We start from the raw sequence: 12,445 nt of genomic DNA on the forward strand, positions 1-12,445 counted from the left end.
CCGTGTGGTTTTTGGCTGATCGGCGCGGCTTTTCGTCCCTCTCGCACTCGTCCCTCTCGCACCAGGAGAGGGGGAAAGAGTGGCACCCGGCTGGTCGACTATTCCGAGTCGATGAGCCGGAAACCGTATGAATCCTGTCGACGAGGCCGGCGATGGTATCGAGGCGCGAGAAAACGAGGTTCGGCGAGTGGTGGTGGAGCGTCGACCGCATCACCTTGTTCGCCATCGGCGCGCTGATCGTGTTCGGCATCGTGCTGTCGCTGGCGGCGAGCCCGGCCGTCGCCCAGCGCATCGGGCTTGAGCCGTTCCATTTCGTCAACCGCCAGGCGCTCTACCTGGTGCCGGCGATCTCGGTGATGATCCTGACGTCGCTGCTCAGTCCGCGCGACCTGCGCCGGCTGTGCGTCATCGTGTTCGCGGTCAGCGTGCTGATGGTGTTCGCCACCCTCGGTTTCGGCGCCGAGATCAAGGGCGCGCGGCGCTGGCTGGTGATCGCCGGCATCAACATTCAGCCGTCGGAGACGCTGAAGCCGGCGTTCGTGGTGCTGGCGGCGTGGCTGTTCGCCGAATCGACCCGGCGCACCGACATGCCGGCGCTGCCGCTGGCGTTCGCGCTGCTCGGCGTCTCGGTGGTGCCGCTGGCGCTGCAGCCGGACATCGGCCAGACCATCTTGGTGGTGACGGTGTGGTCGGCGCTGTTCTTCCTCGCCGGCCTGCGCTGGATCTGGATGGTGGGCCTGGGCGGTGCCGCCGTGGTCGGGCTGATGGCGGCGTACGCGTTGGTGCCGCACGTCACCAAGCGCGTCGACAAGTTCCTCAACCCCGACGCCGCCCACGACGGCTTCCAGATCGAGACCGCGCTCGGCAGCTTCGCTTCCGGCGGCTGGTTCGGCCGCGGGCCGGGCGAGGGCACCGTCAAGCGCATTTTGCCCGACAGCCACGCCGATTTCATCTTTGCGGTGGCGGCGGAGGAGTTCGGCTCGGTGCTGTGCCTTGCCATCGTCGGGCTGTTCGCCATCGTGGTGCTGCGCTCGCTCGTCATCGCGCTGCGCGACGAAGACCCGTTCACACGCTTCGCCACCGCGGGGCTCGCGCTGTTGTTCGGCATGCAGGCGGCGATCAACATGTCGGTCAACCTGCATCTGATTCCGGCCAAGGGCATGACGCTCCCGTTCATCTCCTACGGCGGCTCCTCGCTGATCTCGCTGGCGTTCGGCACCGGCATGCTGCTGGCCTTCACCCGCCGCCGGCCGCGCGCCGAGGTGGCGGCGGAGGCGGAGACCGCGATGCGGCTGGCGGAGCGCCCGGCATGAGCCCGCCGCTGATCCTGCTCGCCGCCGGCGGCACCGGCGGCCACCTGTTCCCGGCCGAGGCGCTGGCGACCGAACTGGTCCGCCGCGGCGCCGCGGTCGAGCTGGTCACCGACGCCCGCGCCGCCGCCTATGCCGGCTCGTTTCCCGCCCGCGCCCGCCACGTCGTCGCCGCCGACACCGTGCGCGGCCGCGACCCGCTGGCGCTGGCCCGTTTCGGCCTCACCATGGTGCAGGGGCTCGCCGCCGGCTGGCGGCTGATGGGCAGGGTGCGGCCGGACGCCGTGGTCGGGTTCGGCGGCTATCCCACCGTGCCGCCGCTGCTGGCGGCGGCGTGGCGCGGCATCCCGACCGTCATCCACGAGCAGAACGCCGTGCCCGGCCGCGCCAACCGCTGGCTGGCGCCGCGCGCCTCCCGCATCGCCACCGGCTTTCCCGGCGTGTTCGCCGGCGCCCCGGCGCTGGCGGCCAAGGCCGCTTTTACCGGCAACCCGACCCGGCCGGCGGTGATTGCCGCCTCCGCCACCGCGTATGACGCTGACGGCGCGGCCGACACCTTGCGCCTGCTGGTGTTCGGCGGCAGCCAGGGCGCACGGGTGATGAGCGAGATCGTGCCGGAGGCGATCACCCGTCTTCCGCCCGAGTTGCGCGGCCGGCTCGCCATCGTGCAGCAGGCGAGGCCGGAGGATCTCGACGCCGTCGCCACCGCCTATCGCACCTTGGGGGTTCGGGCCGAGGTGGCGCCGTTCTTCTCCGACCTGCCGGCCAGGATGGCGCGCGCCCACCTCGTGGTGTGCCGCGCCGGGGCCTCGACGGTGGCGGAACTGGCGGTGATCGGCCGCCCGGCCATCCTGGTGCCGCTGCCCGGCGCGCTCGACCAGGACCAGCTCGCCAACGCCCGTTCGCTGGCGGGCGCCGGCGCCGCCCTCTTGGTGCCGCAATCGGACTTCACCCCGATCCGCCTCGCGGACCTCGTCGCCGATCTGGCCCGGGCTCCGGCGCGCCTCGCCGGCATGGCGGCGGCGGCGGCCGGCCAGGGCCGGCCCGACGCCAGCGCCCGCCTTGCCGACCTCGTGCTCGCCACCACGGCGGCAGGGTCGACCGGAGTCACCACATCATGAAACTTCCGCGCCAGCTTGGACCGATTCATTTCGTCGGCATCGGCGGCATCGGCATGAGCGGCATTGCCGAGGTGCTGGTCAATCTCGGCCACACCGTGCAGGGGTCCGACCTCGCCGAGAACGCCAACGTCAAGCGGCTGCGCGAGAAGGGCGTCAAGATTGCCATCGGCCACGCCGAGGCCAATCTCGGCTCGGCCGAGGTGCTGGTGGTGTCCTCGGCGGTCAAGCGCGACAATCCCGAGCTGTTGGCGGCGCGGGCGCGACGGCTGCCGGTGGTGCGCCGCGCCGAGATGCTGGCCGAGCTGATGCGGCTGAAGAGCTGCGTCGCCATCGCCGGCACCCACGGCAAGACCACCACCACCTCGATCGTGGCCTCGCTGCTCGACGCCGCCGCGTTCGACCCCACCGTGATCAATGGCGGCATCATCAACGCCTACGGCACCAATGCCCGCCTCGGCGGCGGCCAGTGGATGGTGGTGGAGGCGGACGAGAGCGACGGCACCTTCCTCAAGCTGCCGGCCGACGTCGCTGTCGTCACCAATGTCGATCCCGAGCACCTCGACCATTTCGGCAGCTTCGAGGCGGTGAAGGACGCCTTCCGCGACTTCGTCGAGAACGTGCCGTTCTACGGCTTCGCGGTGATGTGCATCGACCACCCCACCGTGCAGGAGCTGGTCGGCCGCATCGAGGACCGCCGCGTCATCACCTATGGCGAGAACCCGCAGGCCGACGTCCGCATCTACGACATCGAGCCCAACGGCATGCAGACCCGGTTCTCGGTGCAGATCCGCGACCGCGCCGGGACCGTGGTCAAGACGCTGGAAGAGCTGGTGATGCCGGTGCCGGGCGTCCACAACGCCCTCAACGCCACCGCTGCCGTCGCGGTGGCGCACGAGCTCGGCATCCCGGCCGAGACCATCCGCACCGCGCTGGCCGCGTTCGGCGGCGTCAAGCGCCGCTTCACCCGCACCGGCGAGTGGAATGGCGTCACCATCATCGACGATTACGGCCACCACCCGGTCGAGATCGCCGCGGCGCTGAGGGCGGCGCGCAGCGCCAGCGCCGGGCAGGTGGTCGCGGTGGTGCAGCCGCACCGCTACTCCCGGCTGCAATCGCTGTTCGAGCAGTTCTGCACCTGCTTCAACGATGCCGACACCGTGATCGTGGCGCCGGTCTATCCGGCCGGCGAGGCGCCGATCGAGGGTATCGACCGCGACGCGCTGGTGGCGGGGCTGCAGGCGCGCGGCCACCGCCGGGTGCTGCCGCTGGAAGGCGCGCCGCAACTGGCCGGGCTGGTGGCCGGGCTGGTGCAGCCGGGCGACTACGTCATCTGTCTCGGCGCCGGCTCGATCTCGCAATGGGCCTACGCGCTGCCGGGCGATCTGGCGGCGACACGCACCGCGGCGGAGTAGGGGCAGGTCTCAAACCCGAAACGGGTTGACGATTGCAACGTCCGCGATCCTTTGGCCGTGGGCCATGTCTTCGCTGAGAAGCTCGTGGCAGCCCAGCGCAGACGCGGCTGCGATTATCGCGGCGTCCCAGTACGACAAGCGGTGCCGTGCGTGGATATCGAGTGCGGCAGCCAGAACTGGCAGCGTGATCTCCTGGACAGGAAAGCGCAACCAACTGCGGATCAATGTGACCGCGAGTTCGCAAGGCAACGGGTCGGCTCGGGAGGTCCGTGTCGCCTGGACGTAGAATTCTTGCAGCACCTGAACTGACAAGGCGAGATCGTCATGGTCGAGGATCGCCTCGGCGGCTTGGCGCTTTCGCGCCTCGGCTGGTGCACGGCTGATGGAATAAAGCAGGATGTTGGTGTCGACGAACCGCATCACGGTTCGTCGTTGCGGCAATGCACGGCGTCGCGGTCCAGCCGGTCGGCGGCGCGGAATGCGGTGATTTGGGCGCGGGCCGCAAGTTCAAGACGTTTCAGCCGCTCACGTTCGCTATCGGCGGCGGTGGCGTAGTCCGCAAGGAACATGCGGACGACGGCGGACAACGATGTGTCCTGCGACGCCGCCCGCGTTCGCGCCATACGATAGGTGTCGTCGTCCACTGAAACTGTGATATTTCTCATATTTTCACAGTATCCCTCCACCCGATTTGCGTCAATCGACCGCTCCGCGGTATCGCCGCACAACGACCTTGCTCCCGCGCTGGTGTCATCGGCAGTCTTGAACATGTCCTTTCCCGATCTCGTTCCCGACCTCGCCCGCCTGATGCCCGGCTTGCGCGGGCGGCTGGTCGCCAACCAGTCGATGGCCGAGCTGACCTGGTTTCGGGTCGGCGGGCCGGCGCAGGTGATGTTCTCGCCCGTTGACGCCGACGACCTCGCCTATGCACTGGCCCATCTGCCCAACGACCTGCCGGTCACGGTGGTGGGAGTCGGCTCCAATCTGATCGTGCGCGACGGCGGCATTCCCGGCTTCGTGATCCGGCTGACGCCGAAGGGGTTCGGCGCGATCGAGCGCGTGGGCGAGGCCGGCCTTCGCGTCGGTGCCGCCGCGCTCGACAAGCGGGTGGCGACCATCGCCGCCGAGGCGGGCCTTTCGGGCTTGGAGTTCCTGTCCGGAATTCCCGGCACCATCGGCGGTGCCCTGCGGATGAACGCTGGCGCCCACGGCCGCGAGATGAAGGACGTCGTCGAGCACGCCTGTGCGGTCGGTCCCGATGGCGCGCGCCTGGTGTTCACTCCGGCGGACCTTGGCTTCTCGTACCGCAAGAGCGCGGTGGCGGAGGGGGTGATTTTCACCGCCGCGCTGCTGGCCGGCGAGCCGGACGAAATTCCGGCGATCAAGGCCCGCATGGCCGACATCGCCCGCCATCGCGAGGAGTCCCAGCCGGTTCGCGAGCGCACCGGCGGCTCGACCTTCAAGAACCCGCCGGGCGTCAGTGCCTGGAAATTGATCGATGCGGCCGGCTGTCGCGGCCTGCGGGTCGGCGGCGCCATGGTGTCGGAGCTGCACTGTAACTTTCTGATCAACTTCGCCGCCGCCAGCGCCAGCGATATCGAGGCGCTGGGCGAGACCGTTCGGCGCCGCGTGCTGGAAAGCTCCGGCGTGGTGCTGGAGTGGGAAATCAAGAGGATCGGGATACCGCTCGAATTGGTTCAAACTCGAGCGGTTCGGTTAACCGGTCCTAAATCCTAAACGCTTTGTTAACCGACACCCTTCAAGACTCGTCGAGACGGCGCACCGTGTTCGGGGTCGCAAGGGGCGTGGTCGCGGATCACCGGCCGTCCCGGTGACGACCGGCGACGTCCGCAGCCCGCGGCGACCCTTGCTTTGACGAACTTGGCGCGCTCTGGCGGCACACGGCAGCCGCAGGGAACGGGTATGGAACGGGTCGGACGCAAACCGCGCAAACCGACTCCGCCGGGACTCCGGGCGGGGCCGGACGATCGCGTGGGTCCTGCGGCACCTCATTCGGGGTCGCCCGCCGGAGCCGCCGCGCTCGGCGCGGCCGTTCATGCCGTTGCGGGCAGGATCAACGCGCTGCGCTTGCCGCGCGGCATCGGTTATATCGGGACGGCGCTCTTGTTCATTGCGACCGGCACTTACGGCGTGATCGTCGGCGGCCACGTTCCGGCGCTGGCAACCGCCATCCAGGATGGCGCCGACGCCGGCGCCCGCGCTGCCGGCTTCGGGCTCACCACCGTCGCCATCACCGGGCGCAAGTATCTCAGCGAGGCCGAGATCCGCCACGCCGCCGGCATCGGTCCGGGCACCTCCGTGCTGTTTTTCGACGCCGCCGCCTCCCGCGAGGGCCTGCTGACGATTCCGTGGATCGCCGAAGCCCAGGTCCGCAAGCTCTATCCCGACCGCGTCGACATCGAGATCGTCGAGCGCGAGGCGTTCGCGCTGTGGCAGCTCAAGGGCAAGGTCCAGGTCATTGCCGAGGACGGCACGGTGATCGCCCCAGGCGAGGCGGCGCCGCGCACCGGCATGCCGCTGGTGGTCGGTGTCGGCGCCGACAAGCGCGCGAAAAGCATCGTTGCCCTGCTCGCCAGGTTTCCCGACATCGCGGCCCAGACCCATGCCGCCGTGCTGGTGGCCGAGCGCCGCTGGAACCTCAGGATGAAGAACGGACTCGACGTGCGGCTGCCCGAGCTCGACCCGGCCGCCGCGCTCGCCGAGCTGGTGGCGCTCGACCGCGAGAAGAAGCTGCTCAGCCGTGACCTGGTGGCGATCGACCTGCGCCTCAAGGACCGCGTCACCGTCCGGCTGTCCGACGCCGCTGCCAAGGCCCGCGAGGACGCCAGCAAGACCAAGACCGTCAAGCGCAAGGGGTCCGAAACGTGACCCAGCGCTTCGATCTCACTCCCCGTCTGCGTCCGCTGTCGTCGCGGCGCGGCGCCATCATGTCGGTGCTGGACGTCGGCACCACCAAGATCGCCTGCCTGATCGCCCGGCTGAAGCCGCGGCCCGCCGGCGAAGCCTTGAAGCGCCGCACCCATTCGATCGAGATCCTCGGCGTTGGCCATATCCGCTCACGCGGCGTCAAATGCGGCACCGTGGTCGACCTCGCCCTGGTCGAGGACGCCATCCGCCACGCCATCGATGCCGCCGAGCGCTCGGCGCGGCTGCAGGTCGAGCAGGTGATCGTGTCGCTCACCGCCGGCCGGCTGCATTCGGAGGCGTTCCAGGCGGCGATCCAGCTCAAGCGGCCGGCGGTGGCCGAGAGCGACATCGAGCGGGTGCTGTCGGCGGCCGGTGCCTACGCCGTGCAGGGCGGCCGCACCGTGCTGCACGCGCTGCCGATGGGGTTCTCGGTCGACGACAACACCGGCATCAAGGAGCCGCGCGGCATGCTCGGCCGCCGGCTCGGCGCCGACCTCTCCGTCATCACCGCCGACATGGCCGGTGCCCGCAACCTGATGCTGGCGGTCGAGCGCAGCCACCTCGACGTCGCCGGCGTGGTGGCCGCGCCCTATGCCAGTGCGCTGGCGACCCTCACCGACGACGAGGCCGAGATCGGCGTCGCCTGCGTCGACATGGGCGGCGGCACCACCACCATCGCGGTGGTGTCGGAAGGTCAGATCGTCCACGCCGACGCCGTCGCCATCGGCGGCCATCACGTCACCATGGATCTGGCGCGCGGGCTGTCGTGCCGGATCGGCGACGCCGAGCGGCTGAAGACGCTGTTCGGCGGGGTGATCGCCGCCCGCACCGACGACCACGACTCGGTCACCGTGCCGGTGCTTGGCGAGGACGACCGCACCCACCGCAACTCGGTGACCAAGGCGCAGCTGGTGCGGATCGTCCGCCCGCGCGTCGACGAAATCCTGGAACTGGTGCGCGATCGGCTGGTGCGCTCCGGCTTCGCCGGCATCGCCGGCGGGCGGATCGTGCTGACCGGCGGCGCCGCCCAGCTCACCGGCATCGCCGATCTCGCCACCCACATGCTCGGCCGCCAGGTGCGGATCGGCCGGCCGCTGGGCATCGCCGGCCTGCCGGAATCGGCCAAGGGGCCGTCGTTCGCGGCAGCGTGCGGCCTCCTGGTCTATCCCCAGGTGGCGGCGTGCGAGCACTTCGATCCCCGCGCCTCCCATGGCGGCGGCGGCCGGATCTCGGGCAGCTACGTCGCGCGGGTCGGGCGCTGGCTGAAGGAAAGTTTCTAAGCGTCCACAAGGCATTGTGGCGCGATGACGTGAGTTATGGGCCGATTCTCCGGCGTCGGAAGAAAGGCTCGGCAAGACGACCCCGGCCGGCGGCGGTCCGGCCCTCAGGACTGAGCATGACGGTGCCCGCCGGCGCCGGAGACGAGGTGGAGACCCATGACGATCAACCTGAAGAAGCCCGATATTCGGGAGCTGCGGCCGAGAATCACGGTTTTCGGCATCGGTGGCGCCGGCGGCAACGCCGTCAACAACATGATTTCGGCCGGGCTCGCAGGGGTCGAGTTCGTGGTCGCCAACACCGATGCCCAGGCGCTGGCTTCGACCAAGTCAGAGCGCGTGGTGCAGATGGGCCTGCAGGTCACCGAGGGCCTCGGCGCCGGCTCGATGCCGGAAGTCGGCCGCGCCGCGGCCGAGGAGGTTCTCGACGAGATCCGCGACCACCTGTCGGGCTCGCACATGGTGTTCGTGACCGGCGGCATGGGCGGCGGCACCGGCACCGGCGCCTCGCCGGTGATTGCGCGTGCGGCGCGTGAACTGGGCATCCTGACGGTCGGGGTCGTCACCAAGCCTTTCCATTTCGAAGGCGCGCGCCGGATGCGCGTCGCCGACGCCGGCATCACCGAACTTCAGAAGAACGTCGACACCCTCATCGTCATCCCGAACCAGAACCTGTTCCGGGTTGCCAATGAGCGCACCACCTTCGCCGACGCCTTCGCCGTGGCGGACCAGGTGCTGTTCTCGGGCGTCGCCTGCATCACCGACCTGATGGTGAAGGAAGGCCTGATCAACCTCGACTTCGCCGACGTCCGCGTGGTGATGCGCGAGATGGGCAAGGCGATGATGGGCACCGGCGAGGCCTCCGGCGACCGCCGCGCCATCAACGCCGCCGAGGCGGCGATCGCCAACCCGCTGCTCGACGAGACCTCGATGCGCGGCGCCCGCGGCCTCTTGATCTCGATCACCGGCGGCCGCGACCTCACGCTCTACGAGGTCGACGAGGCGGCCACCCGCATCCGCGAGGAGGTCGACCCCGACGCCAACATCATCCTTGGCGCCACCTTCGATCAGAACCTCGAAGGTATCGTCCGCGTTTCGGTGGTTGCCACCGGCATCGACCCGTCGGTGATGCCGGACGCGGTGACCCCGATCACCGACCGCCAGCGCTCCAACGCCGGGCGTATCCTGCTCGAGAGCGGCGGCACCATTCCCGAGATCGTCACCGATCCGCTGGCGGCGGCGCCGTCCGCGGGCTTCGTCCGCTCGCCCGAGCCGGGGGTGCGGCCGCGCCCGGGTGCGGCGATCGACGACGTCACCATCCGCCCGCTGCCGCCCAAGCCGGCCTACTTCCTGGACGAGGCGCCGCAGGCGCCGGGCGCGCCGGTGTCCGAGCCGGAGCCGGAGACCTTCATTCCGCCGCTGCCGGAACGTCCGGGTGCCTCCCGCCCCCCGGTGCGGATGCCGCGGCCGGATGAGTTTCCGCTGCCGGGGCAGGCCCAGCTCGCCGCGGCGCACAACGCCGGCGCCGATGGCCATGACAAGAAGAAGATGACGCTGCTGCAGCGCCTCGCCGCGGTCGGGCTCGGTCGCAAGGACGGCGAAGACGAGCCGCCGGCCCACCAGCGCCCGGTGATCCGCGACATCCAGCCCTCACTGGACGCGCCGCGGGCGCCGCGCCCCCAGGCATCGCCCGAGATCCTGTCCGAATACGGCAAGCGGCCGGCTGCGCCGCGGCCGGCGCCGCAGGGACTCGACCAGCACGGCCGGCCCGCAACTTTGCCGGCAATGGACGAGGATCACCTCGACATCCCGGCGTTCCTGCGCCGCCAGGCCAATTGAGGCCGAGCCATCACGCCCGTGCATCCGGCCAGAATATGGCCGGATGCAACCGCTTGATTCATCATCTGTTCGGCCGCAGGTCGGCGCGTCGCCGGCAGGGTGTGGACAGTAACAAAGCGAAAAGAACCGTGACTTGGCCTCCCCCGGCACCACACTTAAGGTGCAGAACATCAAACGGCCTGATTCGCGCAACAGGTGCGGCACTTGTCGGACCAGGGCGCGACGAAAAAACGGCCAAGCGAGAGGGGGGGTGGCGAGACGTCCGTATTCCGGGCGATCTGTCCACCTGTGGGTATATGAAGGCAGACCGACAGACGACGGTTCGTGACCGTATCGTTCTTACGGGCTTCGGCGTTCATTCCGGTTCTCTTGCAACGCTATCTCTTTTACCTGCCGATGCCGGTAGCGGCGTGGTGTTCGTCCGTTCGGGCGAAGACGGCGAACGCTCGGTGAAGGTCGGCCCGGACGCGGTCAACGCCACCGAACTCGCCACCGTGCTCGGTGATTCGTCGGGCGCCGTCGTGGCCACCGTCGAGCACCTGATGTCGACGCTGTCGGCGCTCGGCGTCGACAACGTGATCTGCGAGATCGACGGCCCGGAAGTCCCGATCATGGACGGCTCGGCCGGCGCCTTCGTCGAGGCGATCGATCAGGTCGGGCTGCGCACGCTGACCAAGGCGCGCCGCTACATCAAGGTCCTCAAGCCCATCAAGGTTATGATGGGGCGCGGCTGGGGCGAACTGCGCCCGCGCGATGGCGGCTTCCGCGTCGAGACCGAGATCGATTTCGACAACCCGCTGATCGGCCGCCAATCCTTTGCCGGCGATGTCGGCCCGGCGATGTTCCGCCGCGATCTCGCCCGCGCCCGCACCTTCGGCTTTCTCTCGGACGTCACCCGGCTGTGGAGCGCGGGCTACGCGCTCGGCGCCTCGCTCGACAACACGCTGGTGGTCGGCGACGACCGCGTCCTCAATCAGGACGGCCTGCGCTATGCCGACGAATTCGTCCGCCACAAGGCGCTCGACGCCATCGGCGATCTCGCGATGGCCGGCGCGCCGCTGATCGGGCTCTACCGCTCCTATTGCGGCGGTCATCGCCTGAACCACATGGTGCTGCGGGCGCTGCTGGCCGACGCCAGCGCGTGGTGCTGGACCGACAAGCCGGTCGAACACGCCGCCGCGCCGCGCCGCGCCTATGCCGGCCGCGGTGCCGAACTGGCGATGCCGGCGTTCCGCGCCGATCACAGCTGACGGCTGTCCTGCGTTTCGCCTTGCGCGTCGCGAGCGTCGCGGCGGCAGATGCTGCCGCGCGTGGCGGCGACGACGCTTGCGCCATCGTGCGGTCGCGGACTGTGGACAACTTCGCCACAATCCCGTCCCGTTGTCGCGATAGCGCCTAGGCAGGGTTTTCGAACCTGGCCATCACGGGGCGGGTGCGGTCAAATCATCCTCGTCATGCCTTGAAGGACGGCGCGGCCCGCGGTCCATCACGCAATTTCGCACGGAGTCGTTCCATTGCGACGGCAGCTCGTCGGCACCTCTCGGACGCCGGACCGCATGACGGGTCAATGCCGGGTCCCGATGGTGGCGGCGGCCGCTCTCGACGTTGGACTATTGGGGATCTGCTGAAGGTGATGCGTCGATCTGCTCCGCTTCAATCGCGCCTGCGCACCGTCATTCGCGGGCTCGCCATCGGCCTTCTGGCCGTCTCGCTTGCCGCTTGCGCCATCTTCGACAAGAAGCCCGAGCAGCTGCTGCCGGACGAGCCGGCCGACAGGCTCTACAATGAGGGCCTGACGCTGGTGGCCAAGAAGGAATACAAGGCCGCCGCCAAGAAGTTCGAAGAGATCGACCGCCAGCACCCCTATTCGGAATGGGCGCGCAAGGCGCTGCTGATGACCGCCTTCGTCCATTATGAAGCGAGCGAGTACGACGAGGCGGTCACGTCAGCCAAACGCTACGTCGCGCTTCACCCCGGCAGCCCGGATGTCGCCTACGCCCAGTACCTGGTCGGCGCCTCCTATTTCGACCAGATCGCCGACATCACCCGCGACCAGGCGCGCACCGAGCGGGCGATCCAGGCGCTCGACGAGGTGGTGCGCAAGTATCCCGACAGCGAGTACGCCGAGAGCGCCAAGCGCAAGATCACCATCGCTCGCGACCAGCTCGCCGGCAAGGAGATGGCGGTCGGCCGCTATTACCAGGAAAAGCGCAACTACATCGGCGCCATCAACCGCTTCAAGACGGTGGTGATCCAGTACCAGACGACGCGCCAGGTCGAAGAGGCCTTGATGCGGCTGGTGGAGTGCTACATGGCGATGGGCATCACCCACGAGGCACAGACCGCCGCCGCCGTGCTCGGCCACAATTTCCCGGACAGCCCCTGGTACAAGGACGCCTACAAGCTGCTGCAGTCCGGCGGGCTTGAGCCGCGCGAGGACCAGGGCTCCTGGATCAGCCGCTCGTTCAAGAAGCTGGGCCTGGGCTGAGCGCCCGGCCGCGGCGCCGGGCCGATTGATCCCCCGCGATCTGTGTTAGAACGGGCCGGACCGGCACCGT

11 protein-coding genes are annotated in these 12,445 nt (G+C 69.3%); 9 read left to right on the top strand and 2 right to left on the bottom strand.

Annotated features, from left to right (window positions below):
• Positions 1 to 152: 152 nt before the first annotated feature.
• The 3 genes from ftsW to murC are packed head-to-tail and all read left to right on the top strand — an operon-like array spanning position 153 to position 3,843.
• Positions 153 to 1,313, top strand: coding sequence for a putative lipid II flippase FtsW (gene ftsW / locus BVIR_RS01975; protein ID WP_055036201.1), 1,161 nt, complete (start codon positions 153 to 155; stop codon positions 1,311 to 1,313).
• Entirely contained in the window at positions 1,310 to 2,431 is a 1,122-nt protein-coding gene (gene murG, locus BVIR_RS01980) for an undecaprenyldiphospho-muramoylpentapeptide beta-N-acetylglucosaminyltransferase (protein WP_055036202.1), read from the top strand. The genes ftsW and murG overlap by 4 nt, the downstream gene beginning before the upstream one ends.
• A complete protein-coding gene (murC, locus tag BVIR_RS01985; protein ID WP_055036203.1) occupies positions 2,428 to 3,843 on the top strand; it encodes a UDP-N-acetylmuramate--L-alanine ligase in 1,416 nt (471 codons plus the stop codon). The genes murG and murC overlap by 4 nt, the downstream gene beginning before the upstream one ends.
• A 9-nt stretch (positions 3,844 to 3,852) precedes the next feature.
• Here murC and BVIR_RS01990 read toward each other — a convergent pair whose 3' ends face one another.
• The gene (locus tag BVIR_RS01990) at positions 3,853 to 4,263 is read right to left on the bottom strand and encodes a PIN domain-containing protein (RefSeq protein ID WP_055036204.1); all 411 of its coding nucleotides are present in this window, start codon (positions 4,261 to 4,263) and stop codon (positions 3,853 to 3,855) included.
• Entirely contained in the window at positions 4,263 to 4,613 is a 351-nt protein-coding gene (locus BVIR_RS01995; RefSeq protein WP_236823660.1) for a hypothetical protein, read from the bottom strand. The genes BVIR_RS01990 and BVIR_RS01995 overlap by 1 nt, the downstream gene beginning before the upstream one ends.
• On the opposite strand from BVIR_RS01995, the gene murB reads away from it, so the two are divergent.
• From murB to BVIR_RS02025, 6 genes are all read left to right on the top strand, one after another.
• The gene (gene murB, locus BVIR_RS02000; protein WP_055036206.1) at positions 4,612 to 5,580 is read left to right on the top strand and encodes a UDP-N-acetylmuramate dehydrogenase; all 969 of its coding nucleotides are present in this window, start codon (positions 4,612 to 4,614) and stop codon (positions 5,578 to 5,580) included. The two genes, BVIR_RS01995 and murB, sit on opposite strands and share 2 nt — an antisense overlap.
• A 387-nt stretch (positions 5,581 to 5,967) precedes the next feature.
• Positions 5,968 to 6,732, top strand: a complete 765-nt coding sequence (locus BVIR_RS02005) for a cell division protein FtsQ/DivIB (RefSeq protein ID WP_169788568.1) — start codon at positions 5,968 to 5,970, stop codon at positions 6,730 to 6,732.
• A 59-nt stretch (positions 6,733 to 6,791) separates the two neighbouring features.
• Entirely contained in the window at positions 6,792 to 8,051 is a 1,260-nt protein-coding gene (gene ftsA / locus BVIR_RS02010; RefSeq protein ID WP_082417284.1) for a cell division protein FtsA, read from the top strand.
• Between the two features lie 156 nt (positions 8,052 to 8,207).
• Positions 8,208 to 9,887: a cell division protein FtsZ gene (ftsZ, locus tag BVIR_RS02015; protein WP_055036208.1), complete on the top strand. Its 1,680-nt coding sequence runs from the start codon at positions 8,208 to 8,210 to the stop codon at positions 9,885 to 9,887.
• 296 nt (positions 9,888 to 10,183) lie between these two features.
• Positions 10,184 to 11,137 carry a UDP-3-O-acyl-N-acetylglucosamine deacetylase gene (lpxC, locus tag BVIR_RS02020; protein ID WP_055036209.1) on the top strand — a complete coding sequence of 318 codons (954 nt, stop codon included), beginning with the start codon at positions 10,184 to 10,186 and terminating at the stop codon, positions 11,135 to 11,137.
• 383 nt (positions 11,138 to 11,520) lie between these two features.
• Positions 11,521 to 12,375, top strand: a complete 855-nt coding sequence (locus tag BVIR_RS02025) for an outer membrane protein assembly factor BamD (RefSeq protein ID WP_055036210.1) — start codon at positions 11,521 to 11,523, stop codon at positions 12,373 to 12,375.
• Positions 12,376 to 12,445 lie beyond the last annotated feature (70 nt).

Origin of the sequence: Blastochloris viridis (assembly GCF_001402875.1) — a bacterium.
GTDB classification, from domain to species: domain Bacteria; phylum Pseudomonadota; class Alphaproteobacteria; order Rhizobiales; family Xanthobacteraceae; genus Blastochloris; species Blastochloris viridis.

Coding starts and splice junctions, on each gene's coding strand:
- ftsW (WP_055036201.1), top strand. CDS start 153: ATGGTATCGAGGCGCGAGAAAACGAGGTTCGGCGAGTGGTGGTGGAGC.
- murG (WP_055036202.1), top strand. CDS start 1,310: ATGAGCCCGCCGCTGATCCTGCTCGCCGCCGGCGGCACCGGCGGCCAC.
- murC (WP_055036203.1), top strand. CDS start 2,428: ATGAAACTTCCGCGCCAGCTTGGACCGATTCATTTCGTCGGCATCGGC.
- BVIR_RS01990 (WP_055036204.1), bottom strand. CDS start 4,263: ATGCGGTTCGTCGACACCAACATCCTGCTTTATTCCATCAGCCGTGCA.
- murB (WP_055036206.1), top strand. CDS start 4,612: ATGTCCTTTCCCGATCTCGTTCCCGACCTCGCCCGCCTGATGCCCGGC.
- BVIR_RS01995 (WP_236823660.1), bottom strand. CDS start 4,613: ATGTTCAAGACTGCCGATGACACCAGCGCGGGAGCAAGGTCGTTGTGC.
- ftsA (WP_082417284.1), top strand. CDS start 6,792: ATGTCGGTGCTGGACGTCGGCACCACCAAGATCGCCTGCCTGATCGCC.
- ftsZ (WP_055036208.1), top strand. CDS start 8,208: ATGACGATCAACCTGAAGAAGCCCGATATTCGGGAGCTGCGGCCGAGA.
- lpxC (WP_055036209.1), top strand. CDS start 10,184: ATGAAGGCAGACCGACAGACGACGGTTCGTGACCGTATCGTTCTTACG.
- BVIR_RS02025 (WP_055036210.1), top strand. CDS start 11,521: ATGCGTCGATCTGCTCCGCTTCAATCGCGCCTGCGCACCGTCATTCGC.